This is a genomic window from Variovorax atrisoli (genome assembly GCF_014195185.1).
GTDB classification, from domain to species: Bacteria; Pseudomonadota; Gammaproteobacteria; order Burkholderiales; family Burkholderiaceae_C; genus Variovorax; species Variovorax atrisoli.
In genome coordinates this window covers 1-21,994 of sequence record NZ_JACIBG010000003.1, presented here as the reverse complement: position 1 = coordinate 21,994, position 21,994 = coordinate 1, and the positions used below count along the sequence as shown (strand labels likewise).

General features: G+C 68.5%; 21 protein-coding genes and 1 riboswitch. Of the genes, 3 read left to right on the top strand and 18 right to left on the bottom strand.

The features are described 5' to 3' along the window. Positions 1-6: 6 nt before the first annotated feature. Genes FHY06_RS11225 through FHY06_RS11215 form a run of 3 tightly spaced genes read right to left on the bottom strand, consistent with a single transcriptional unit; the run spans position 7 to position 2,944 of the window. Entirely contained in the window at positions 7-1,368 is a 1,362-nt protein-coding gene (locus FHY06_RS11225; protein ID WP_184605092.1) for an NAD(P)H-dependent oxidoreductase, read from the bottom strand. 5 nt (positions 1,369-1,373) lie between these two features. After that, positions 1,374-2,249: a phytanoyl-CoA dioxygenase family protein gene (locus FHY06_RS11220; protein WP_019653353.1), complete on the bottom strand. Its 876-nt coding sequence runs from the start codon at positions 2,247-2,249 to the stop codon at positions 1,374-1,376. Next, positions 2,246-2,944, bottom strand: coding sequence for a GntR family transcriptional regulator (locus FHY06_RS11215; RefSeq protein ID WP_132750623.1), 699 nt, complete (start codon positions 2,942-2,944; stop codon positions 2,246-2,248). The genes FHY06_RS11220 and FHY06_RS11215 overlap by 4 nt, the downstream gene beginning before the upstream one ends. Positions 2,945-3,071: 127 nt before the next feature. Between FHY06_RS11215 and FHY06_RS11210 the strand changes: the two genes are divergently transcribed. Then, the gene (locus tag FHY06_RS11210) at positions 3,072-4,034 is read left to right on the top strand and encodes a threo-3-hydroxy-L-aspartate ammonia-lyase (RefSeq protein ID WP_184605090.1); all 963 of its coding nucleotides are present in this window, start codon (positions 3,072-3,074) and stop codon (positions 4,032-4,034) included. Positions 4,035-4,046: 12 nt separating this feature from the next. Here the strand turns inward: FHY06_RS11210 and FHY06_RS11205 are convergent, their stop codons facing one another. The 7 genes from FHY06_RS11205 to FHY06_RS11175 all read right to left on the bottom strand — a co-directional run bounded on the left by FHY06_RS11205 (position 4,047) and on the right by FHY06_RS11175 (position 11,891). Further along, complete coding sequence (locus FHY06_RS11205; protein WP_184605087.1) at positions 4,047-5,387, bottom strand: TIGR03118 family protein; 1,341 nt, start codon at positions 5,385-5,387, stop codon at positions 4,047-4,049. Positions 5,388-5,595: 208 nt separating this feature from the next. Further along, positions 5,596-6,249, bottom strand: coding sequence for an ABC transporter ATP-binding protein (locus FHY06_RS11200; RefSeq protein ID WP_132797877.1), 654 nt, complete (start codon positions 6,247-6,249; stop codon positions 5,596-5,598). Beyond that, the gene (miaA, locus tag FHY06_RS11195) at positions 6,246-7,274 is read right to left on the bottom strand and encodes a tRNA (adenosine(37)-N6)-dimethylallyltransferase MiaA (protein ID WP_184605085.1); all 1,029 of its coding nucleotides are present in this window, start codon (positions 7,272-7,274) and stop codon (positions 6,246-6,248) included. Before miaA ends, FHY06_RS11200 begins: the two co-directional genes overlap by 4 nt. A gap of 79 nt (positions 7,275-7,353) precedes the next feature. Then, positions 7,354-8,331 carry an alpha/beta hydrolase gene (locus FHY06_RS11190; protein WP_184605083.1) on the bottom strand — a complete coding sequence of 326 codons (978 nt, stop codon included), beginning with the start codon at positions 8,329-8,331 and terminating at the stop codon, positions 7,354-7,356. A 211-nt stretch (positions 8,332-8,542) separates the two neighbouring features. Then, positions 8,543-10,447, bottom strand: a complete 1,905-nt coding sequence (mutL, locus tag FHY06_RS11185) for a DNA mismatch repair endonuclease MutL (protein WP_019653347.1) — start codon at positions 10,445-10,447, stop codon at positions 8,543-8,545. Between the two features lie 33 nt (positions 10,448-10,480). Further along, positions 10,481-11,341 carry an alpha/beta hydrolase gene (locus FHY06_RS11180; protein WP_184605080.1) on the bottom strand — a complete coding sequence of 287 codons (861 nt, stop codon included), beginning with the start codon at positions 11,339-11,341 and terminating at the stop codon, positions 10,481-10,483. Between the two features lie 55 nt (positions 11,342-11,396). Next, a complete protein-coding gene (locus FHY06_RS11175) occupies positions 11,397-11,891 on the bottom strand; it encodes a GNAT family N-acetyltransferase (protein ID WP_184605078.1) in 495 nt (164 codons plus the stop codon). Between the two features lie 48 nt (positions 11,892-11,939). On the opposite strand from FHY06_RS11175, the gene FHY06_RS11170 reads away from it, so the two are divergent. Beyond that, the gene (locus FHY06_RS11170; protein WP_184605076.1) at positions 11,940-12,611 is read left to right on the top strand and encodes a DedA family protein; all 672 of its coding nucleotides are present in this window, start codon (positions 11,940-11,942) and stop codon (positions 12,609-12,611) included. Between the two features lie 82 nt (positions 12,612-12,693). Here the strand turns inward: FHY06_RS11170 and FHY06_RS11165 are convergent, their stop codons facing one another. The 3 genes from FHY06_RS11165 to tsaE all read right to left on the bottom strand — a co-directional run bounded on the left by FHY06_RS11165 (position 12,694) and on the right by tsaE (position 15,125). Continuing rightward, positions 12,694-12,981: a YMGG-like glycine zipper-containing protein gene (locus FHY06_RS11165; protein WP_020722983.1), complete on the bottom strand. Its 288-nt coding sequence runs from the start codon at positions 12,979-12,981 to the stop codon at positions 12,694-12,696. Positions 12,982-13,149: 168 nt separating this feature from the next. Continuing rightward, the gene (locus tag FHY06_RS11160; protein WP_019653343.1) at positions 13,150-14,622 is read right to left on the bottom strand and encodes an N-acetylmuramoyl-L-alanine amidase; all 1,473 of its coding nucleotides are present in this window, start codon (positions 14,620-14,622) and stop codon (positions 13,150-13,152) included. Then, positions 14,619-15,125, bottom strand: coding sequence for a tRNA (adenosine(37)-N6)-threonylcarbamoyltransferase complex ATPase subunit type 1 TsaE (tsaE, locus tag FHY06_RS11155; RefSeq protein WP_132750631.1), 507 nt, complete (start codon positions 15,123-15,125; stop codon positions 14,619-14,621). Before tsaE ends, FHY06_RS11160 begins: the two co-directional genes overlap by 4 nt. Between tsaE and queG the strand changes: the two genes are divergently transcribed. Further along, positions 15,111-16,184, top strand: coding sequence for a tRNA epoxyqueuosine(34) reductase QueG (gene queG / locus FHY06_RS11150; RefSeq protein ID WP_184605073.1), 1,074 nt, complete (start codon positions 15,111-15,113; stop codon positions 16,182-16,184). The two genes, tsaE and queG, sit on opposite strands and share 15 nt — an antisense overlap. A 4-nt stretch (positions 16,185-16,188) precedes the next feature. Here the strand turns inward: queG and arsC are convergent, their stop codons facing one another. The 5 genes from arsC to FHY06_RS11125 all read right to left on the bottom strand — a co-directional run bounded on the left by arsC (position 16,189) and on the right by FHY06_RS11125 (position 21,776). Further along, entirely contained in the window at positions 16,189-16,569 is a 381-nt protein-coding gene (arsC, locus tag FHY06_RS11145) for an arsenate reductase (glutaredoxin) (protein ID WP_019653340.1), read from the bottom strand. A 40-nt stretch (positions 16,570-16,609) separates the two neighbouring features. Further along, positions 16,610-17,293 carry a glutathione S-transferase family protein gene (locus tag FHY06_RS11140; RefSeq protein ID WP_184605071.1) on the bottom strand — a complete coding sequence of 228 codons (684 nt, stop codon included), beginning with the start codon at positions 17,291-17,293 and terminating at the stop codon, positions 16,610-16,612. A gap of 40 nt (positions 17,294-17,333) precedes the next feature. Beyond that, a complete protein-coding gene (locus FHY06_RS11135) occupies positions 17,334-17,846 on the bottom strand; it encodes a 6,7-dimethyl-8-ribityllumazine synthase (RefSeq protein ID WP_019653338.1) in 513 nt (170 codons plus the stop codon). 100 nt (positions 17,847-17,946) lie between these two features. Then, a riboswitch (FMN riboswitch) is annotated at positions 17,947-18,118 on the bottom strand. Between the two features lie 99 nt (positions 18,119-18,217). Continuing rightward, positions 18,218-20,416, bottom strand: coding sequence for a TonB-dependent siderophore receptor (locus FHY06_RS11130; protein WP_184605069.1), 2,199 nt, complete (start codon positions 20,414-20,416; stop codon positions 18,218-18,220). Positions 20,417-20,684: 268 nt separating this feature from the next. Then, a complete protein-coding gene (locus tag FHY06_RS11125; RefSeq protein ID WP_184605066.1) occupies positions 20,685-21,776 on the bottom strand; it encodes a DNA glycosylase AlkZ-like family protein in 1,092 nt (363 codons plus the stop codon). Positions 21,777-21,994 lie beyond the last annotated feature (218 nt).

Genomic DNA, 21,994 nt, shown 5'->3' with positions numbered 1-21,994 from the left:
CAGCCGTCAGGCGGCCTCCGCCCGTGCCGCGGGCGCTAACAGGGCTTCCATCTCGTTGCGCAGCCTGTAGGCGGCGGTGGTGGTGTCGATGGCCACGTCGGCCCAGCTCAGGCTCTGGCCCTTCTTCACCGGTCGCACCAGCCTGATGCCGTGCGCCAGCCCCAGCGGCAGGCCGCCCAGGCGCAGCGAGCGCCCGGCCGGCAGCAGCTTGCCCCAGACGGTGTAGCCGCCTTCGCCATCGAGCATTTCGCCGGCAGCCAGGTCGCGTTTTGCGGTGGCGACCACGTCGGCGTTCCAGCAGGTCGCCACGCCGGTGGGCTCGCCGCGCAGCGCCACGCTGGCCACCGACATGCCGACTTCGAGCCCGATGAGGTGCCAGCGCTTGTAGAGCGTGAAGTAGCGCCCGCTCGGGTCGGTGTGGGCGTTGTACTCCTCGAAGCAGTTCTTGATGTACTCGGTCTCGGCCTCGACGGTGACCCACACACCCATGCGGATGTCGTACGGGATCTTCCGCCCGTCGGCTTCCAGCGAAGACACCACCTCGACCATGCCCTTGCGCTCCAGCACGCCGCCTTCGCTCTTCGGCCGGGTGACGAAGGGGATGTCTTCCACGCTCGCGGGCGGGTAGAGCAGGCCGTCCGATGGCACCGCCAGGCCGGTGGCGTTGGCGACCGCCGAGCTTTCGATGGAAGGCTTCGAGCCGTCGAGGAAGCTGTTGAACATCTTCGGGTTGAGCCCGCCGCGCTTGGCCTGCTCGGGGGTGAGGCCGTAGTTGCCCCACACCGTCTCGGGTGTCGATTCGGTGAAGTGCGGCAGCCACTTGTGGCCGCGCCCGGCCGCCACCACCGGAAAGCCGCAGGTGCGCGCCCAGTCGACCAGGTCGCAGATCAGCGCCGGCTGGTCGCCGAAGGCCAGCGAATAGACCACGCCGCCCTGCTGGGCCTTGCGCGCGAGCAGCGGGCCGCAGAAGGCGTCGGCCTCCACGGTCACGTTCACCACGTGCTTGCCGTGGGCGAAGGCATCGAGGCAGTGATCGACCGCCGCGATGGGGTTGCCGGTGCACTCGACCACGATGTCGATGGAGGGCTCGCGCGTCACGGCCTGCCAGTCGTCGGTGATCCAGGTGGTGCCCTGTTTCAGCGCCTCCTGCACCGATGCGGCCGTGGCGCGTTCGCGTTCCCAGCCCACGCGCTCGAGGTTGACGCGGGCCGCATCCGGCGACAGGTCGGCTATCGCCACCAGCTGCACGCCGGGCGTGCGCGGAATCTGCGCGAGGTACATCGAGCCGAACTTGCCGGCGCCGATCAGGCCGATGCGGATGGGGCGGCCTTCGGCGGCGCGCTGCTGCAGGCGGGCGTGGAGGCTCATGTCGTTCAGGCCTCCACCGTGTCGAGCACGTCCAGCGAGGTGCGCAGCGCGCTCTCGGGCAGGCCGTTCTTCCACGGCACGTCCACAGGGTAGGGCTTGAGCAGGCAGTCGTCGGGCAGCAGCTCGATGGGCGTGAAGTCGCGGTGGGCGATGTACTCGGGGCGCTTGTGGCGGCGGATGTGGTTGCTGACCGCGCACAGGCTCAGGTACACCGCCACGCGGTTGAAGGGCGAGAGGTTGCTGCCCGAGGCATGCACCAGGCAGCTGTGGAACAGGATCATCGAGCCGGCCGGCCCCTTGGGCGAGACGATGCCGCCCTGCTTGCCGCCGGCGCGCTCCACCAGCTGGCGGATCAGGTCGTTGTCGACGGTCCAAAGCGGGTAGCTGGTGGTCGTGAGGTCGTGCTTCGCATCGACCACGCCCTTGCGGTGGCTGCCCGGGATGAACATCAGCGGACCATTGTGCTCGTTCACGTCGTCCAGAAAGATCGCCACGTTCATCGCGCGCTCGGTGGGCATCAGGTCGTCGTTGAGCCAGGTGCCGTAGTCCTGGTGCCACTGCCACACGTCGCCTTCGAAGGCCATCTTCCCGTTGATCTTGAACTGGTGCATGTAGACCTCCTCGCCGAAGAGATCGACCACCGGCTCGACCATGCGCGGATGGCGCGCGAGCCGTGCGAAGGGCTCGCTCACGAGGTGCGCCGCGAAGTTCGTGCGCACGGCGTCGGAGCCTTTCTCGCGCACGTTGAAGGCCTCGCGCTTCGCGTAGAGGTCGGGCACCGCATCGGTCAGTGCCCTGGTTTCTTCGGCCGAGAAGTGGCCGGGGAAGAACAGATAGCCGTCGCGCTCGAACTGCGCGCGCTGCTCGGGGGTGAGCTTCATGCCTTGTCTCCTTTCTGCTTGGGGGTGTTGGCGGATGCCGCATGTGCCAGCAGCCGCTCGCTCAGTGCCTCGCTGGCCCGCGAGACGTGTTCCTCGCTCAGGCGCGCGGCACGGTCCGCGTTGCCTGCCGCGATGGCTTCGGCAATGGCCTCGTGCTCGTCCCACAGCGTCTCGCGCTGCGGCTCGGCCTGCAGCACCGCGCCCATCGCGCGGCGCAGGTGGCGCCAATGCGGATCGGCGCTCTGCGCGATCAACGGATTGCCCGAGGCCTCGTAGATGGCCTGGTGGAAGGCGACGTCGGCATCGATCATGGCTTCCACGTTGCGCCCGCGCGCGGCACGCCGCCCGCGCTCGATGAGCCTGGGGTCGATGCGAAAGCGCTGCCGCGCCGCCAGCCTCGCGGCCAGGGCATCGAGCGCGCCGCGCACCTGGTAGACCTTGCGCATCGCCTCCGCTTCCAGCGGGGCCACCAGCACGCCGCGGCCGGGCGCGTCGAGCACGAAGCCGTCCTTCTTCAGAAGCCGCAGTGCCTGCAGCACCGGCTGGCGCGACACCGAGAGGCGCTGCGCGATGTCTTCCTGCGTGATGCGCTCGCCGGGTGCAAGCGTGCCGCTGCTGATGGCGCCGAGCAGGGCGCGGTAGACCTGGTCGACGAGGTCGGGCGCGACCTCGATGCTGACGAGCTGGGCGGGCATGGTTGTCTCCTTGCGCCGGTTTCTTTGAACTCTGTATACAGAGTACGGAGTTCGCAGCTGCCGCAGATAGCGGGTTTTTACCCATCGGGGCTGCAAAAGACCGGAAGCCGCCGCTAAGCTCGGTCTCATGCAACTACCCACCTACGACGACGTCATCGCCGCGGCCGCGCGGCTCGAAGGCCATGCCCACCGCACCCCGGTGCTGCGCTCCACCACTGCCAACGAGCGCTGGGGCGCCGAGTTCTTCTTCAAGTGCGAGAACTTCCAGCGCATGGGCGCCTTCAAGTTCCGCGGCGCCTTCAACGCGCTGTCGAAGTTCGATGCCGCGCAGCGCAAGGGCGGCGTGATCGCCTTCTCGTCGGGCAACCACGCGCAGGCCATCGCGCTGTCGGCGCGCCTGCTGCAGATGCCCGCCGTCATCGTCATGCCCAAGGACGCGCCGGCCGCCAAGGTTGCCGCCACCAAGGGCTACGGCGCCGAGGTCGTGATGTACGACCGCTTCACCGAAGACCGCGAGGCGCTGACCAGGAAGCTCGCGCAGGAGCGCGGCATGACGATGATCCCGCCCTACGACCACCCCGACGTGCTCACCGGCCAGGGCACCGCGGTGAAGGAGCTGATCGAGGAGACCGGCCCGCTCGACCACCTGTTCGTCTGCCTGGGCGGCGGCGGGCTTCTCTCGGGCTCGGCGCTGTCGGCGCGCGCGCTGTCGCCGCAGTGCAAGGTCTACGGCGTGGAGCCCGAGGCCGGCAACGACGGCCAGCAGTCGTTCCGCGCCGGGAAGATCGTGCACATCGAAACCCCGAAGACCATCGCCGACGGCGCGCAGACGCAGCATCTTGGCGAATACACCTTCGGCATCATCCGCCGCGACGTGGACGACATCTTCACCGTCACCGACGAGCAGCTCGTCGAAGCGATGCGCTTCTTCGCCGAGCGCATGAAGATGGTGGTGGAGCCCACCGGCTGCCTCGCCTTCGCAGGCGCCATCGCTGCAGGCAAGGCCATTGCAGGCCAGCGCGTGGGCGTGCTGATCAGCGGCGGCAACGTCGACCTGTCGCGCTTCGCGGCGCTTGTCGCGCCGCAGTAAGCGGCTCTGCGCTCAGGCCGCGCGCAGCGAGCCGAAGAGCGCTTCGGTCTCGTTCTCGGGGCCGGCCGCGAAGTAGAGCGCGTTGCTGTCGCCCAGGGCCACTCCGTTGCCGAACTGCAGGCCCCACAGGCCTGCGATGGCCAACGGGCGGTCTTGGCCGTCGCGCAGATCGTCCAGGTATTGCCCGTTGTCCAGGTCGAAAGCGCAGATGCGGCCCGCGCCGCCGAAATTGCCGACCAGCAGCCGGCCCGACATTGCACCGAAGTCGGCCGGTGCGATCGCCACGCCCCAGGGGGCATTGAGCCGCCCATCGTCCGCGTAGATGCGCAGCAGCCTGCCGTCCAGGTCGAATTCGGCCAGCCTGCCCCGCGCGGGCCGGTTGCCCGAAGCGGCTTCTGCCGCGGCGTTCAGGCTTTGTTCTTCACCTGCAAGGAACGCGTCCGCATTGGCCGGATCGGGCTGGCTGATCGCGTAGAGCACGAAGACCCGGTCCTGCCTGCCGTCGTTCACCACCTGGATGTTGAAAGGCACCGGGTCGCCGGGCCGTGCCGTGCCGGCGGGGCCGCTCGCGAAAGGATTGGCGAAGCCCCTCGTGGGCACGAGCTGCCATTGCGCATCGAGCGTGCGTATCTGCGGCTGGGCGCCGAAGTCGGCCAGCCAGAGGCGGTCCCAGTGGCCGGTATGGATGGCCGCGCCGAAGAACGCCATGCCCTGTGCGGCACCGTTGAAGACTTCCACGGCCGGGCCGTCCACGCGCACGATGGTGCCGGTCTCGGCATCGCGCTCGGTCCAGGCGCTCACGCTGCCGCTGTCGGTGACGAAGACGAAGCGTGCGCTGCCGTCGAGCATGCGGTCGCCGGCGGGCTGGCCCCGCACCCGCAGCAGCTCCGAGGTCAGTGCCGCGCCGTTGAACACGACGCCGGTGACCTTGCCCGCGCTCGCATCGCCGGTTGAAGCGTCGGCGCCGGGCACGCTCACCTTGCGCAAGCCGTCCTGCTTCAGCGTACGCAACGCCGGATCGGCCGAGCGCATCACGTCACCGAGGTACTGCCAGGACTTGCCGCCTCCGGCGACCCAGAAATGACCGCCCGCGCCCGCCGGACGGATGGCGATTCCCCAGCCGTTGACGAACTCCGGCTCCGTGAAGTGGGCGCCGTAGCGCGAGTGGCTGGCCAGCAGATTGGTCTGCCGGTAGCGGTTGACGCTGGCGCCGAGGTTGCTGTCGCCGATGCCGCGGCAGGCGATCGGCGCCGACGAACACGGATTGGCGGCGCTGTCGCTGCCGCCCCCGCCGCAGGCTGCCAGTGCCGATGAAGCGATGGCGCCCAGAACGAAATTTCTTCTGTCGAACATTGGATGGTCCTCCCTGATTGCATTGCAAAGCCGTTTTTCGATTGGCTGAGCACGCGGGACCACCAGCCCTGTGGAATCAAGGCATCGGTGTGTTCGCAGGTGTCCTGGCTATGGGTTGTGCATCCTATTTGCGCTTGCCGTGCCTTTTGCGCGGGACGTGAAGCCGGGCCGCTTTTCTGCCAACTTTTTCCACCACAGGAGATGAATTTCAGGCCGCGATGCCGTCGGCTCGCAAGTGCAGCAGCCGGTCGGCCTGCGCAGCCGCGCTTTCGGAGTGCGTCACCAGCACCAGCGAGGCACCGTGCTCGCGGGTCTGGCCGATGAGCAGTTCCATCACCTTCGCGGCGGTGGTGGGGTCGAGGTTGCCCGTGGGCTCGTCGGCCAGCAGCAGGGCGGGGCGGTGCACCAGTGCGCGCGCGATGGCCACGCGCTGCAGCTGCCCGCCCGAGAGCGTCTGCGGCAGCCGCGTGCCCATGCCGGGCAGGCCCACTGCCTCGAGCATGTGTGCGATGCGGCCTTCGCTGTCCTTCTGCTGCCCCAGCAGCATCAGCGGCAGCGCCACGTTCTGCGCCACGTCGAGGTGCGGAAGCACGTGGAAGGCCTGGAACACGAAGCCGACGTGGCGGCGCCGCCAGAGCGCGCAGGCCTCGCCGTCGAGTGCGCCGATGTCGATGCCGTCGTGCATCACCGTGCCCTGGTCCCAGCTGTCGAGGCCGGCCATGCAGTTGAGCAGCGTGGACTTGCCGACGCCCGATTCGCCCACGATGGCGACGAACTCGCCGGGCTCGACGGTGAGCGTCACGTTCTCGAAGACAGGCGCATCACCGTAGTGCTTGCCGAGGTTGGAAATGCGCAGCGTCATCGGGGGGCGACGGCCTTTGCCATGAGTTGAACGGCGGTCTGCACCGCATCGGGGGCGTCGCAGGCGATCACGGTGCGCTGCGGCATGCTGCGCAGCCAGGTGATCTGCCGCTTGGCGAGCTGGCGCGTGGCGGCGATGCCGCGCTCGCGCAGGTCGGCCATGGCCTTGGCTCCGGGCGCGGCGCTGCCGGCCGCGTCGAGCGTTTCCCAGGCCTGCCGATAGCCGACGCAGCGCATCGAAGGCAGGTCGGTCGACAGATCGCCGCGCGCGCGCAGGGCGCGCACCTCTTCGAGGAAGCCGGCCGCGAGCATGGCGTCGAAGCGCTCGGCGATGCGCCCGTGCAGCCAGGCGCGATCGGCGGGTTCGAGCGAGAACAGCATGCCGCCTTCGACCGGGGCGGCAGTCTTGTTGTCGCTCGCATGGAAGCTCGACAGCGGCTGGCCGCTGCTCTCCCACACCTCGAGCGCGCGCTGGATCCGCTGGCTGTCCTGCGGCGCGAGCCGCGCGGCGGTGACCGGATCGACCTGCGCGAGCCGCGCATGCATGGCGGGCCAGCCCTGCGCCGCCGCGTCGGCATCGATGCGCGCGCGCACGGCGGCATCGGCTGCCGGCATGGCGTCGATGCCGTCGAACAGCGCCTTGAAATACAGCATGGTGCCGCCCACCAGCAGTGGCAGCGCGCCGCGCGAGCGGACCTCGTCGACGAGCCGCGTAGCATCGGCCACGAAGGCGGCGGCGCTGTAGCTCTCGCGCGGATCGAGGATGTCGATCAGGTGGTGCGGTACGGCGGCCTGTTCGGCCGGCGTGGGCTTGGCGGTGCCGATGTCCATGCCGCGATAGACCAGCGCCGAATCGACCGAGACGATCTCCACCGGCAGCAGGCGCGCGAGCGCCAGGGCGGCGGCTGTCTTGCCCGAGGCGGTCGGGCCTGCGAGTGCGACGTAGCGCGGGGGATTCGAGCGAGGAACGGCGTCGGGCGAGGCCGCGGTGGCGGCCTTCGCGGCCGCAACGGAACTGGGAGACATGGTGCGCCGAGCGTAGCAAATGGCGCGAGCCCGGCAGCCCGCCGGGCCCAGATGGCGCGAGCCGCTTGAGCGAGCGCCCTCAGATCGCAGCGGGCACCGTCGGCTGCAACTTGCCGCTCACGTCCTGCGGAGTGAGCGGGGAGGAAGATGTGGGCGGCGCGAGCCGCGGCGTCGGCCGGACGGTGGTGTTGCTCGCGACCATGTTCTCCGGCTTCATGCGGAAAAGCTGGGTCAGCGCCGCCCGGTACTGCGCCTCGCCGACCGAGTTGGTGTTGTGGTGGGAGCCGCCCTCGACCAGCACGAACATCTTCGGCACGGTGGCCGCGTCGTACAGCTTGCGGCCCAGGGTCGGGTTGATCAGGCTGTCGGCAGTGCCGTGCACCACCAGCAGCGGCGCGCCGATGTCCTTGACCGCCTTGATCGCCTCGAAGCGCTGCGTGATGAAGGGGCCGAAGGGCAGCCAGCCCCACTTGAAGCCGCTGACCACGTCGGCGATGGAGGTGAAGGTGCTTTCGACGATGGTGCCGCTCTCGTCGTTCACGTGCGAGGCCAGGTCGATGCCGATGGCGCCGCCGAGCGAATGGCCGAAGATGTAACGGTGCTGCTTCGGGTGGCGCGCGGCCAGCCAGGTCCAGGCGGCGCGGGCGTCCTCGCGGGCCGTTTCCTCCGAAGGCAGGCCCTTGGAGCTCTTCCCGAAACCGCGGTAATCGATGGCCAGCACCGAGAAGCCCAGTTCATGCATGCGCTGGATGCGCGGTGCGGAGCCGGCCACGTTGTAACGAGCGCCATGCAGGTACAGCAGCACCGGGGTGGCGGTGGTTTCGGGCGCGCCGCCGAGCCACAGGCCATGCAGGCGGACGGGTTCGCCGGTGATGGAGGACTGGAAGTCGATCCACACGTCCTCCATGCCCTGGGCCATGGCGGCGGTGTTGCCCCAACTGCGGTCGCTGGGCTGGAAGATCCATTCGCGCTGCTGTTCGTCGAGCGTCGAGCAGCCGGCGGCGAGCAGGGCACACAGCGAGAGGACAGACGCGAGGAGGGTCCAGCGTTTCATCATGGGTTTGAGGGACAGCGGAGTCGGCTCGAAAGTTCACGTGCTTTCACCTTGATGCGCCGACACAGCATCGAGGTAACTCCCTGAAACAGTGCTCGCGGGCACTTTACCGAGCACATGCAACGGATGTGCCTGGGATTTCGCCGACTGCGGAAAACCCTAGAAAAAAGGCTTAAAGATGTCCGAAAGCCGCAGATCGGCCGCGTTTTGCCGCTTATCGGCCACGCATGAAGAGCGAATCCAGCTCGCGGATCGAAAGCTGGCGCCAGGTCGGCCGGCCGTGGTTGCACTGGTCGGAGCGCTCGGTCGCCTCCATCTGGCGCAGCAGCGCATTCATTTCGTCGATGGTGAGCTTGCGGTTGGCCCTCACCGCGCCATGGCAGGCCATGGTGGACAGCAGTTCGTTCTGGGCGCGCTGCACCACGGTGCTGGCGTCGTGCTGGCCCAGTTCTGCCAGCACGCTGCGCGCGAGCTCCACCGGATCGCCATCGGCCAGCGTTCCGGGCACGGCGCGCACCGCCAGCGTGCGTGCCGAGAAGGGCGTGATCTCGAGCCCCAGCGTCGGCAGCACCTCGGCGCAGGCCTCGGCCGTGGCCACTTCCTGCGGCGTGGCCGCGAAGGTGGCCGGGATCAGCAGCGGCTGGCTGCTGATCGCCGCGCCGTCGAGCTGCGTCTTGAGCCGCTCGTAGACGATGCGCTCGTGCGCCGCGTGCATGTCGACGATCACCAGGCCCTGGCTGTTCTCGGCCAGGATGTACACACCCTGCAGCTGGGCCAGCGCCCGGCCCAGCGGCCAGGCTTCGTCGTTGTTGGCGATGGACTGGGGGCGGCCCGCGCCAGGGGGCAGCGCGGCCGGCGCCTGGAAGCTCGCAGCGGACGCGCTCGCTGCGGGCCAGGGAGGCGCAGCGGCAGGTTCCGCCGCATGCAGCGGGGCCTGATCGTTGCTGCTGCGCTGCGGCCACATGGCCTCGAAGTCGCCGGTGCCTCGCTGTTCGCGCGGCGCGAAGTCCATCGCCGGCTGCGCCCAGCCGGCATTCGGCGGCAGCGGCGCCTGCTTGAAGAAGGGCTGCGGCGCGCCCGTGGGCGCCACGGCATCGCCGGCGCGGGGGGCCGCGAGCGCATCCTCGATGGCGTGGCGCACCGCCTGGTGCACCTCGCGCCCGTCGCGGAAGCGCACTTCGATCTTGGTGGGGTGCACGTTCACGTCGACGCGCGACGGATCGATTTCCAGGTACAGCGCATACACAGGCTGGCGCTGGCCGTGCAGCACGTCCTCATAGGCGCTGCGCACCGCGTGCGACAGCACCTTGTCGCGCACGAAGCGCCCGTTGACGTAGAAGAACTGGTGGTCGCCCCGCGAGCGCGCCGCATCGGGAATGCCGGCTCTGCCGACCACGCGCACCGGACCGGCCTCGCGCTCGACCGCCACGCTCTGCGCCACGAACTCGTCGCTCAGCGCATCGGCCAGCCGCTGCTCGCGCGTGGCGGCGGCGCGCCACTGCTCGATGAGCTTTCCGTCGTGCCAGACCGAGAAGCCCACCTCGGGCCGCGCCAGCGCGTGGCGGCGCACCGCCTCGATGCAATGGGCCAGCTCGGTGGCATCGGTCTTCAGGAACTTGCGGCGCGCGGGGGTCGCGAAGAACAGCTCGCGCACCTCGACCGTGGTGCCGGTGGAGCGGGCCACAGGCCGCAGCTCGCCGGTGCGCCCGTCGAGCGCGAATGCGGAATCGGAGCCCGCGAAGCGCGAAAGAATGCTGAGCTCGGCAATGGCGTTGATTGCGGCCAGCGCCTCGCCGCGAAAGCCCATCGTGCCGACCGTCTCCAGGTCGTCGAGGCTGGCGATCTTGCTGGTGGCATGGCGGCGCAGGGCCACCGTGAGTTCCTCGCGCGGAATGCCCAGGCCGTCGTCTTCCACGGAGATCAGCCGCACGCCGCCCGAGGCCAGCCGCACCGTGACCTGGCTGGCACCCGCGTCCAGCGCGTTGTCCAGCAGCTCGCGCACCACCGAAGCCGGACGTTCGACGACTTCACCTGCGGCGATCTGGCTGATCAGCTCGTCGGGAAGCTCGCGGATCGGGCGGCGTTGTGCGGGGGCGATGGAGGTGGGGAGGGCGCTCACCGGGGCATTCTAAAAGCGGGGGAAATCCGGGGCTCAGTGGGGCCTGAGGTATTGCGCCAGAAAGGAGCCCACGCGGTCTTCGTAGGTGACGCGCGCGAACTTGTGGAGGTCGACATGCGCAGCGCCTTCGACGATCCACAGCTCCCGCGGGTGGCCGGCGGCTTCGAAGACCTGCTGTGTTTCAGCTGGGGTTGTGTGCCAATCCCGAGAGCCGGAAATCACGAAAACGGGCGCATGCAGCGCGCCGACCTGCGCGACGGGTCGAAGCTGAGCGGTGTCGATGCCGGAACGCATTGGCAACTGCCAGAGTAGCAGTGGTGCCAGCGACGTACCCAGAGGGCCGAGGTAGTGCTTCAGCCTGTTCGCGACTGCGTCGTCGATGGTCGGATACATCGATTCGAGCACCACGGCCCGAACCCGCGGATCCTGTCCCGCCAGTACTGTCGAGGCGGCTCCAAGAGACACGCCGATCACGCCGATGGGGGCATTGGGCATTTCGCGCTCAAGGTAACCCAGAGCCGCCTTGACGCCAAGGGATTCGCGCGCTCCGAAGGTAATCCGGTCACCGCTGCTCTCGCCGTGCGCGGGAAGATCGATCCATAGCACCGAGTAGCCGAGGCGATGCAGGAAGCGGGCGCGTTGCGTCATCTGCCGGCGGTCCGAGCGCACTCCATGGAGTAGCAGGATCGCGCCTGCCCCGGGGCGGCCGCGCACTTGCCAGCCCGAGACTTGTTCGATTCCTGAATAGTCGATGCGGACGGTTTCAGCCTGCAAGTCGGCAGGAGGGAGGCCAACCGCGGGGCGTACCGGCCGGCTGAGCAGTTCACCCGCGCCGCCCACGGCCAATACGCCGAGCGCCAGCGTTGCAAGAGCGAGCAGAAGCCAACGGCGCATTGGGGGCTCTCTAACTACTGCAATTCAGGCGTAGTTCTCCGACGCAGGCGGCTGCTCAAGGCTGCAACTGCTTGAACATCACGTACGCATCCACGAAGCCATGCCGTGGATGCCTGAAGGCACCAGGCAGCGTGCCGACGATCTCGAAGCCCATCTTGCGCCACAGCCGCACCGCGCCTTCGTTGGTGGACACCACGAAGTTGAACTGCATCGCACGAAAGCCCATGCGCAGGGCCTCCTGCTGCGAGTGTTCGCACAGGGCAGATGCCACGCCCATGCCGCGCGCCGCATCGGACACCATGTAACCGCAATTGCTTACGTGCGAGCCCTGGCCGGGCTGGTTGGGCCGGATGACGTAGGTGCCGAGCACCGTGCCCTCGTCGTTGCAGGCGACAAAAGTCGCCGTGGGCACTTTCATCCACGATTCGCGTGCCTGCTCTTCGGTCACGTCGGGGGAATAGGTGTAGGTATCTCCGCGGCGGAAGGTCGGCTCGAGGACCGACCAGATGGCGGGCCAGTCGACATCGGTGGCGGCGCGTATGTGCAGCATGGGGTGATTCACGGGGGCGTCGGGATCGAGCAAGGATAATCCGCGGCCATGGAAATCATCAGCTTTCTCGTCGACTTCATCCTTCACGTCGACAAGCACCTCGAGGCCTTCGTCATCGCCTACGGCCCCTGGGTCTACGCCTTGCTGTTCCTCATCGTCTTCGTGGAAACCGGCGCGGTGGTGATGCCGTTCCTGCCCGGCGACTCGCTGCTCTTCATCGTCGGCGCGCTGTGCGGCGCGGGGCTCATGAACTATCCGCTGGCCTGCGGGATCTTGATCGCGGCCGCGATCCTGGGAGACCAGTGCAACTACTCCATCGGCCGCCACTTCGGGCCGAAGGTGTTCCAGTGGGAGAACTCCCGCTTCTTCAACCGCAAGGCCTTCGACCAGGCCCATTCGTTCTACGAGCGCTATGGCGGCATCACCATCATCCTCGCGCGCTTCATGCCCTTCATCCGCACCTTCGCGCCCTTCGTGGCGGGCGTCGCCGAGATGAGCCGCGCGAAGTTCACGATGTTCAACGTGGTGGGCGCATTGATCTGGGTGCTGGGCATCGCCACCGCCGGCTACTTCTTCGGCAACCTGCCGTTCGTGCGCCAGCATCTGGACAAGATCATCTGGGCGCTGATCTTCGTGCCGGGCCTCCTGGCCATCTATGGCGCGTGGAAGGCCTCGAAGGCCGAGAAGGCGCGCGAGGCGCAGCAGGCTTCGCAGGCCTGATCTTCGATACCTTCCATCCATCCATGAAAAAGCGCGCCCTCGGGCGCGCTTTTCAATTCAGGCCTGCTGCCCAGGCCGTGTGTCAGTAGTTCGGGCCGTTGCCCGGGTAGTAGCCACTGCCGCGCGGATAGCGTTGCTGGTTGTAATAGTTGCGTTCGTCGGCGTTGCGGCCGACCTGGTTGCCGATGATGCCGCCGATGGCCGCGCCGCCCACGGTGCTCGCGGTATTGCCGCCGATGGCATTGCCAACCAGTGCGCCGCCCACTGCGCCCACCCCGGTCCCGAGGTTCTGATTGGGGCCGCTTGCGCAACCCGCAATCGTCAAGACGGAAGTGGCTGCGGCTGCAGCGATCCAGAGACGTGTCTTCATGATTTCCACCTTTCGATGAGTGATGGTTCATCATGTCCAGAACACCCTTGGGCGCCGTGTAGGAACCTGCCGCACGTGCCTGTGCGGACTCGCGGGGCGAACCGCGTGGGACAGGAGTGCATGCTTTGGCCCTACAACCGGCCGGCGCCGGCTGTCACCGCCCGGCGGCTAGAGCTGCCGGCTGCGCGCCAGCGGCGGGTTCTGCGCGAAGTAGCGCTGGATGCCGCGCATCAGCGCATCGGCCAGGTTCTCCTGGTAGTCGACGCGGCGCAGGTTGGCTTCTTCTTCCGGATTGCTGATGAAGGCGGTCTCCACCAGCACGCTCGGAATGTCGGGCGCCTTCAGCACCGCGAAGCCGGCCTGTTCGACCTGGCCCTTGTGCAGCCGCGCGCCGATACCCTTGATCTCGCCGAGCATCGCGCCGCCGAGCTTGAGGCTGTCGTTGATCTGCGCGGTGGTGCTCATGTCGAGCAGCGCGCGCTGCACCTGGGCCTCGTGGTTGCCCACGTTCACGCCGCCGACGCGGTCGGCGTCGTTCTCCTTGTTGGCGAGCCAGCGCGCAGCGCTGCTGGAGGCACCGCTCTGGCTCAGCGCGAACACGCTGGCGCCGCGCGCAGCGGGGGTGGTGAAGGCGTCGGCGTGGATGCTCACGAACAGGTCGGCCTGCACGCGCCGCGCCTTCTGCACGCGCACGCCCAGCGGCACGAAGAAGTCGGCGTCGCGCGTGAGGAAGGCGCGCATGGGGCTGCCGTTCACGCTGCTCGCGTTGATTCGCTGGCGCAGGCGGTGGGCCACCTGCAGCACGATGTCTTTCTCGCGCGTGCCGTTGGGACCGATGGCGCCGGGGTCTTCGCCGCCATGGCCGGGGTCGAGCGCCACGATGATGATTCGGTCGGTGCGATTGGCCGTGGCGGCCACCGGTGGCGGGGGTGGCACGGGCGGCGCGGACGGCATAGGGGGCCTGGCGGGCGGCGCCGCGGCCACCACGGGCGGGGGCGGCGGCATCGAGGGCCTGTCGCCGCCGGCCGTTGATGCGGGCGGCGGCGATTGCGGACCGGGGCGCATCGACTGCTGCGCCATCAGGTCGCCCAGTGGATCCGCGGCGGGCGCAGGCGCGGTTGCCGGCGGCGCGACGGCGACCGCGGAGCCGCCACCGGAGCTGCGCGGCGCATCGCGCAGGCGCTCGGCGATCAGCGCTTCCATCGGGTCGATCGCCTGCTCGGGATAGAGGTCGAGCACCAGCCGGTGCTTGTAGGCGGCCACGGGCGCGAGCGAGAACACCTGGGGTACCACGGCCTGCTTCAGGTCGAACACGATGCGCACCACCTTCGGCGCGTTCTGGCCGACGCGCAGGCCATTGATGTACGGGTCGCCGGGCTTGATCTTGCCGACGAGCTCGCGCAGTTCGGGGTTGAGGTCGATGCCCTCGATGTCGACCGCAAGCCGCGGCGGGCTGCCCACCACGAGTTGCTGCGAGTTCAGGCGTGCGTCGGACTCGATAGTCACGCGCGTGTAGTCGGCGGCGGGCCACACGCGCACGGCGAGGATGGTGGCGCCGCGCGCGATCTGGTGCACGCCGAGCATCAGCGCGATGCTGCCGCCTTGCAGCAGCACGCGCCGTTTCAGGCCGGCCGCCTTCATGCGGCGATGCGCGCCAGCAGATCGCTGCCGCGAGCGGTGTTCGCCAGGAGGGTCACGCTGCGTGTGTCGTCAGTCATTGCTTCTATTTTAATAGCGAGGTCGGCAATTGGCGTACGGCCCGCAGCGTTGTCCGGCCATTCGGCCAGCTTGAGGCCCGGTCCCGCGAAGATGTCGCGGAAGCCGGCGTCGTCCCATTCGCGCGGATCGGCGAAGCGATAGAAGTCGAAATGGAAGATCTGCAGCCCGTCGGGCGCCTCGTGGGGCTCGACCACCGCGTAGGTGGGGCTCTTGATGCGTCCGGAGATGCCCAGGGCGCGAAGCAGGTGGCGTACGAAAGTGGTCTTGCCGGCGCCGAGGTCGCCATGCAGTTCGATGAAGGCATTGCTCAACGCGGGTGCCGAGGCCAGCTTCTGCGCGAATGCTTCGGTGTCGGCTTCGCTGCACCAGCGCAGGCTGCGGGTGCTCTTGTGCGTTTCTACAATCGGCAAGTGATCGTCAGCCATCCACTCGTTGTTCGTATTCAGGCCTTGGCCAGGGAACTCGGATTCTCCCAAATCGGAATCGCGGGCGTCGATCTGTCGAGCGCCGAGGCCGGTCTGATGCAATGGCTGGCCCATGGGTTCCATGGCGAGATGCAATACATGGCAACGCACGGCGCGCGCCGCGCGCGTCCGGCCGAGCTGGTGCCGGGCACGGTGAGCGTGATCACCGCGCGCATGGACTACCTGCCGCGCAGCACCGAGCCCGAGTGGCAGGCTATCGAGTTCGACCGCCTCAAGCGTCCCGGCGAGGCCATCGTCTCGGTCTATGCGCGAGGGCGCGACTATCACAAGGTGGTGCGCAACCGGCTCGCGAAGCTGGCGGAGCAAATCGCCGAGGAGGTCGGCCCCTTCGGGCACCGCGCCTTCACCGATTCGGCCCCCGTGCTCGAGGCCGAGCTGGCCTCGCGCAGCGGCCAGGGCTGGCGCGGCAAGCACACGCTGGTGCTCGACCGCGACGCCGGCTCGATGTTTTTCCTGGGCGAGATCTACGTCGACATGGAGTTGCCGCCGAGCGGGCCCGTCACCGCGCACTGCGGCAGCTGCAGCGCCTGCATCGACGTGTGCCCGACGCAGGCCATCATCGCGCCGAAGCGGCTCGACGCACGCCGCTGCATCTCGTACCTCACCATCGAGCATGGCGGGCCCATCCCGCTCGAGCTGCGCCCGCTGATGGCCAACCGCATCTACGGCTGCGACGATTGCCAGCTGATCTGCCCCTGGAACAAGTTCGCGAAGAAGAGCACGCTGCCCGACTTCGACGCGCGCCAGGAACTCACCGGCCGCACCCTGGCCGATCTGTTCGCATGGACCGAGCAGGATTTCCTTCGCCGCACCGAAGGCAGTCCGATCCGCCGCATCGGTCATGAACGCTGGCTACGCAACATCGCGGTGGCGCTGGGCAATGCGGTGCGTTCGGGCGAGGGCGGTGCGAAGGAAGCGCTGGCGACGCGTGCCGAGCACCCGAGCGAGCTGGTGCGCGAGCACGTCGCCTGGGGTCTCGCGCAGGACCTCGCGAGCTGAGGCTTCAGGCCGGCAGGATCTCGCGCACGCGCTCCCACGGCCGGCACATCAACGTGCCGCGAGGCGACACCACGATGGGCCGCTGCAGCAGGATCGGGTGCTCCACGATGAAGTCGAAGATCTGGTCGTCGGTCCATTTCGGATCGGCGATGTTCAGTTCCTCGTAGGGCGCTTCCTTGGTGCGCAGCAGATCGCGCGCGCCCATGCCCATGGCCTTCGAAAGCTCGCGCAGCTTCTTCTTCGAGGGCGGTGTTTCAAGATAGAGAACGATCTCGGGCTCCACGCCGCTTTCGCGGATCAACGACAGCACGTTGCGCGACGTGCTGCAGTTGGGCTTGTGGTAGATCGTCATCGGGTAGGCGGTGGTCGGGGTGCGTGCGGTCATGGTGCCGATGATAGGAAACCCGATGGCGGCGGCCGAGGGCTCAGCTTTCCTGCGCGTCCATCGAGAACGGGAAGCGCGCCGCCCAGAACTCCGCCAGGCGCGGATCGGCATCCACGCGGCGCACCACCTGCGTCATGCGCGGCGCCACGCGATAGAAGCGCCGGCGGCGCGGCGTCCAGCGCGACACGACGGTCACGTACAGGTCGAGCATGCTGATCTTCTCGCCCAGCAGGTAGGGCGCTGGTTCGTCGATCTGCGAATCCATCAGCTGCCAGCAATGCGCGATGCGCTCGGCGGTGCGTTCGAGCATCGCGGCTTGCGCGGCCGGGTCGGGCACGAGGCGCGAAGGCTCGTCGCGCACCCAGAACATCGAATAGATGGCGGCCGGCAGGTAGACCATCCAGCGCAGGTAGCGCGCGCGCAGCGGGTCGTCGGGTGCGGGGCAGAGCTGCGCCTCGGGATAGCGGTCGCCCAGCCAGATCAGGATGGCCGCGCTCTCGGTCATCACCTCGCCCGACGGCAGCACGAGCGCCGGCACCTGCCGCATCGGGTTGACGCCGGCGACGCGCTCGCGCTCGACATCGCCCTCCCAGGGGGCGATGTCGATGGTCTCGACCTGCGCGCCGATCAGCGTGAGCGCGGCGTGGATGGGCGTGGCGCCCGAGCCGGGCGCGCCGTAGAGGGTGTAGCGGTCTTCGCGTGCGGAGGCGGACGGGCTGGTCATCCGCGCAGGTTACGCAGGCCCGCCGGCCTTGTCACGTAGGTCAGGCGGCCAGGAGCGCGTCCACCTTCTTCAGCCCTTCGAGCGTCTTCACGCAGGCCTCGGCCACTTCCGTGCCCTTGACCGCGAAGTGGCGGTGGAAGTACTTGCGGTGCTCCACGTGTTCGTGGAAGTGATGCGGCGTGAGCACGGCCGAGAAGATCGGCACGTCGGTCTCCAGCTGCAGCGACATCAGCGTGCTGACCACCGTGTTCGCCACGAACTCGTGGCGGTAGATGCCGCCATCGACCACCAGCGCGCAGCCGATGATGGCTGCGTACTTGCCGGAGTTGGCAAGGCGCTTGGCGTGCAGCGGGATCTCGAAGGCGCCCGGCACGTCGAAGATGTCGATGAGATCGCGCGCCACGCCCAGGCGCTCCATCTCCTCGAGGAAGGCGTCGCGCGCCTGGTGGACGATGTCGGAATGCCACTGCGCCTCGACGAAGGCGATGCGCGTGCCGCGTGGCGAACCCGACGCGGTGACGGCGGAGAGGGGAAGGTCGTTGATCTGACTCATGGTGTGCCTCTGAGAAAGCAGGTTTCCTGAATCAGGGCGCACGAAACCGCAAGGCAGCTCGCGCGCGGGCCGAAGCCGGACGCGCGGGCAGGCCCGCATTTCGCGCTCTCTTTCATCCGGACTGTGACCGTCGGCTTCGGAATCGCACCGAAATCTGCTGACCCCGAAGCTCGTTGCAAGCTCCGGGCGCTCGCGGGCTTGTGCGGCTTTTCCTTTCGGAAGACACCGCCATCACCGCCGGTGGGGAGTTTCACCCCGCCCTGAGAACGCTTGCCGCCCGGCGAGCCGGACAGCGGGGCCGATTCTAGGTGTCGGCCCCGGAGGGAGCCTGTCGCCCCCGCGCCAGACCTTCGCCCGGGCGGGGATTTTCTTCAGAAGCGATACGTGGCCGCCGCAGTCACGGTACGGCGCTGGCCGTAGAAGCAGTCGCCGCGCGCCAGGCAGGTGGTCAGCTGCACCTTGTCGGTCAGGTTGCCCACGTTGAGCGACAGGCGCAGCGGGCCGTTGTCCCAGGCGAACATCGCGTCCAGCAGGGTGACCGAGGGCACCGGGTTGGCGTCCATGCCATCCCACGACTTGCCGATGTAGCGCACGCCGCCGCCCACGGAGAAGGCGGGCACGCCGCCGATGGAGAAGCGCCGCATCAGCCAGGCCGAGGCCGTGTGCTTCGGCACGCCCGAGATGCGCTTGCCCAGGTCGGTGCCGTTGCTGCGCGAGACGCGCGCGTCGGTGTAGGCGTAGGAGGCGACCCAGTCCCAGTCGCGGCCGATGCTGCCCTTGTATTCGAGCTCCAGCCCCTTCACGTGCACCTCGCCGAGCTGGATGCTGTTGAGCGGGTTGGTCGGGTCGGTGGTCTTGCGGTTGGTGTCGCGCAGGTCGTACACCGCCGCCATGAACGAGGTGCGCTGGCCTTCAGGCTCCCACTTCACGCCGGCTTCCCACTGCTTGCCGCGCTGGGGCTTGAAGGGCGTGTTGTTCACGTCCGCGCCGCCCAGCGGCAGGAACGATTCCGCATAGCTCAGGTACGGAGCCCAGCCGCCGTCGGCCAGGTAGACGAGGCCGGCGCGCTTGGTGGTCGCCTTGTCGTCGACCGCCACGGCGGGGCGGCCTTCGGTGTCGGTGGTGGCCTTGTCGTGGCGCAGGCCCAGCAGGCCGACCCAGCGGCCGTACTTGACCTGATCCTGCACGTAGATGCCGGCCTGCTTCTGCACCACAGCGGGCTGCCGCGTGAGGAATGCGGGCGGCGTGTAGTTGCCGTACACCGGCGCATACACGTCGAGCGCGCCGGCGCGGCCGCGGCCCGTGAGCTGCGAGGTCTCGTTGCGCTGGAAGTCCGCGCCGACGAGCAGCGTGTGCTCGGCTGCGCCGGTCTTGAAGTGGGCCTCTGCCTGGTTGTCGAGCAGCAGCATCTTGCCGCCGTTGAGCTGCACCACCAGGTCGCGCTCGATGGTGCGCTGGTCGGCGTTGAACACCGGGCGCGCCGGGCGGCCGGTGAGCCTGTTGGCGGTGAAGCTGGTGTACGAGGTGTTGTAGACCACCTTGCTCTCGGTCGAGCGCAGGTTCTGCCTGAAGGTCCAGGTGTCGTTGAAGCGATGGCTGAACAGGTAGCCCAGCGAGGTGTTGCGCGTGTCGTAGCGGTCGAAGCCCGGCTCGCCGGTGAAGGTCGAGGTGGGAATCTGGCCGTAGAGCGACGGCAGCAGCGTGCCCTGCCACGGGAAGAATCCGATCAGCGAGCCGCTCTTGTCCTTCTGGTAGAGCGCCTGCAGCGTGAGCGAGGTGTCGGCGTTCGGGCGCCAGGTGAGCGAGGGCGCGAGCAGGATGCGGTCGTCGGGCACGTGGTCGACCTGCGTGCCGCTGTCGCGGTTGACGGCCACCAGGCGATAGAGCCACTTGCCCTCGGTGTCCAGCGGCCCGGTGAAATCGGCCGCGACCTGCTTGCGGTTGTGGCTGCCCAGCTGCACCTGCACTTCGCGCTGCAGCTCGGCCTGCGGGCGCTTCGACACCAGGTTCAGCACGCCGCCGATGCCCCCCTGGCCGTAGAGCACGGAAGAGGGCCCGCGCAGCAGCTCGACCCGCTCCAGCGTGTACGGATCGGCGCGCGTGGTGTTGTAGGTGCCGTAGCTTCGCTGCAGCCCGTCGAGGTACTGGATGGCCTCGCCGCCGCGCACCTTGAAGGAGTCGACGCGGCTGTCGAAGTAGCTCGACACCACGCCGGCCGTGTAGTTGGTGGTCTCGCGCAGCGTGAGCGCGCTCTGCGCCTCCATCTGGTCGCGCGTGACCACCGAGATGGCCTGCGGCGTCTCGATCAGCGGCGTGTCGGTCTTGGTGGCGGTGCCGCCGCGCCTGGCGACGAAGCCGGTCACCGGGCCGGTGGCGCTTTCGACTGCGTCGCCCGTCACGGTGATCGTGGGCAGGGCCTTGCGGGTCTCGGCGGATTCGTCCTTTTCCTGGGCGTAGGCCGGCACGGCGGCGCCCAGCGCCATGGCGGTCGCCGCGAGCGTGGCGCGGCGGGCATGTGAAATTTGCGGGTTGGGGCGCCAAGCCGGGCGCCGATGCTTCTTCGATGTCATGTGCAGCTTCTCCTGTGTCCTGCGTTTGGGGGGAGTGGCTGCGGCGCGCGCCGGATGCGGGCGCGCCATGGCTTCTCGTCTCTGATCCATTCGGTTCGGACGAGCGCAAACCGGCGGCTCGCTTCGGGCTGGCGGCCGGTGGGTTTTGTGGGTTCTTGTTGCGTCGTCGCGGGCAGCTTTTTCGGCTGCGGTCTTCGTTCCTTCGAAGACGGCTTGCACGTCCGTTGCGGGCGGCTGGCTGAGCGGCCGGATTATAGGAAGAAAGACATCAACGCCCGGCCAGAAACCGCGTCATGCGCTGCAGTTCTTCGTCGAGCGCCGCGCGGAAGGCCGCATCGCGCGGCTTCCTGTCGGCGAAGCCGAAGGCCGGCTGCAGCTTTCCTTCCGGCGCGCTCACGTTGGCCCAGCCGATCACGCGGTCGTGCCACAGCATCGGCAGCGCGTAGTAGCCGAACTGGCGCTTCGGCGCTGGCGTGTAGGCCTCGAACTTGTAGGTCCAGCCCCAGAGCAGCTCGAAACGGCGGCGGTCCCACACGACAGGGTCGAAGGGCGCGAGCAGGCGCACCGCGTCGTCGGGTGCGTGGCGGCGCGAGGCCGGGTTCTCGTCGGCGGGCCAGAACCAGGTGGTGCCCTCGATGCTGCAGCTGGCGAGTTCCTCGCGCGCGATGCGCAGCGCCGCCTGCATCTGCGCCGAGAGATGCGGCGCGCCGTAGCCGAGCAGGCGCACGAGGTACGTGAGGCTCGATGCGGGCAGCGGCGCGTACTTGCGCACCACCAGTTCGATGAGCGCCGCCGCGCGGCGAGCGCGCCCGGCAGGGCTGTCGTCCGCAGGCACGTGCGTCACCGCCTCATAGACGCGCGTGCCGCTGTCGCGCCGCACCACGCGCAGCATGCCGCGGTAGTGCATGCCGTCGAGCAGGTGCGTGGTCGCGTTGCTGGAGCCGCCCCAGTAGTTCTTGACGCGGCCGTGCGCGAAGTGCTGCTCGACCTGCCGCGGATGCACCGGGCCGTGCTCCTTCACGTAGGCGAGCACGTCGGCCGCCTTGCGCCGGGTGTCAGCGTCCCATGCGCGCTTGGCCTCGCGCGGATGCATCAGCGCCAGATGCTCGCGCGGCAGGAAGCCGTAGTTGACGAGGCAGTCTTCCTCGATCGCGAGGCGTGTGTAGCGGCTTTCGAGATCGCCCGCGCGGTAGTCCTTCACGCGGTGGCGCAGCGTCAGGTCTTGCGCGCGCGCCGGGGCGCGGATCGGATCGGCCTGCACGAAGCCGAGCCGGCGGATCGCGGCGGGCAGTGTCGTGGGCTTGAAGAGAGTGCGCGCGACTGCGTAGCGGCGCAGGTCGTCGAGGGTCGGGGCAGGCATCGGAGGATTGCAGCACAGGCGGCGGACTTTCGCTTTGCTCCGCTGGGTCGTGCGTTCCTCGTCGTTCAGGGCGCGCTCACGCCGACGGGGTACCTTGCTCCGCGAATGTCCCCCGGCCTTCGGCCTCCTCCTGATATTGTTCATCCGCTCCCGTAGCGCTGAAGGGAGCCCGTTCGGTAGACCCTGTGCTCCTCCTTGGGCTATCCAGCCCGCAATAA

Coding starts and splice junctions, on each gene's coding strand:
- FHY06_RS11160 (WP_019653343.1), bottom strand. CDS start 14,622: ATGAAGGCGGCCGGCCTGAAACGGCGCGTGCTGCTGCAAGGCGGCAGC.
- FHY06_RS11210 (WP_184605090.1), top strand. CDS start 3,072: ATGCAACTACCCACCTACGACGACGTCATCGCCGCGGCCGCGCGGCTC.
- FHY06_RS11215 (WP_132750623.1), bottom strand. CDS start 2,944: ATGCCCGCCCAGCTCGTCAGCATCGAGGTCGCGCCCGACCTCGTCGAC.
- FHY06_RS11205 (WP_184605087.1), bottom strand. CDS start 5,387: ATGTTCGACAGAAGAAATTTCGTTCTGGGCGCCATCGCTTCATCGGCA.
- FHY06_RS11220 (WP_019653353.1), bottom strand. CDS start 2,249: ATGAAGCTCACCCCCGAGCAGCGCGCGCAGTTCGAGCGCGACGGCTAT.
- FHY06_RS11135 (WP_019653338.1), bottom strand. CDS start 17,846: ATGAGTCAGATCAACGACCTTCCCCTCTCCGCCGTCACCGCGTCGGGT.
- FHY06_RS11190 (WP_184605083.1), bottom strand. CDS start 8,331: ATGATGAAACGCTGGACCCTCCTCGCGTCTGTCCTCTCGCTGTGTGCC.
- FHY06_RS11170 (WP_184605076.1), top strand. CDS start 11,940: ATGGAAATCATCAGCTTTCTCGTCGACTTCATCCTTCACGTCGACAAG.
- FHY06_RS11125 (WP_184605066.1), bottom strand. CDS start 21,776: ATGCCTGCCCCGACCCTCGACGACCTGCGCCGCTACGCAGTCGCGCGC.
- FHY06_RS11225 (WP_184605092.1), bottom strand. CDS start 1,368: ATGAGCCTCCACGCCCGCCTGCAGCAGCGCGCCGCCGAAGGCCGCCCC.
- FHY06_RS11130 (WP_184605069.1), bottom strand. CDS start 20,416: ATGACATCGAAGAAGCATCGGCGCCCGGCTTGGCGCCCCAACCCGCAA.
- FHY06_RS11200 (WP_132797877.1), bottom strand. CDS start 6,249: ATGACGCTGCGCATTTCCAACCTCGGCAAGCACTACGGTGATGCGCCT.
- FHY06_RS11175 (WP_184605078.1), bottom strand. CDS start 11,891: ATGCTGCACATACGCGCCGCCACCGATGTCGACTGGCCCGCCATCTGG.
- FHY06_RS11140 (WP_184605071.1), bottom strand. CDS start 17,293: ATGACCAGCCCGTCCGCCTCCGCACGCGAAGACCGCTACACCCTCTAC.
- miaA (WP_184605085.1), bottom strand. CDS start 7,274: ATGTCTCCCAGTTCCGTTGCGGCCGCGAAGGCCGCCACCGCGGCCTCG.
- FHY06_RS11165 (WP_020722983.1), bottom strand. CDS start 12,981: ATGAAGACACGTCTCTGGATCGCTGCAGCCGCAGCCACTTCCGTCTTG.
- tsaE (WP_132750631.1), bottom strand. CDS start 15,125: ATGGCTGACGATCACTTGCCGATTGTAGAAACGCACAAGAGCACCCGC.
- FHY06_RS11180 (WP_184605080.1), bottom strand. CDS start 11,341: ATGCGCCGTTGGCTTCTGCTCGCTCTTGCAACGCTGGCGCTCGGCGTA.
- arsC (WP_019653340.1), bottom strand. CDS start 16,569: ATGACCGCACGCACCCCGACCACCGCCTACCCGATGACGATCTACCAC.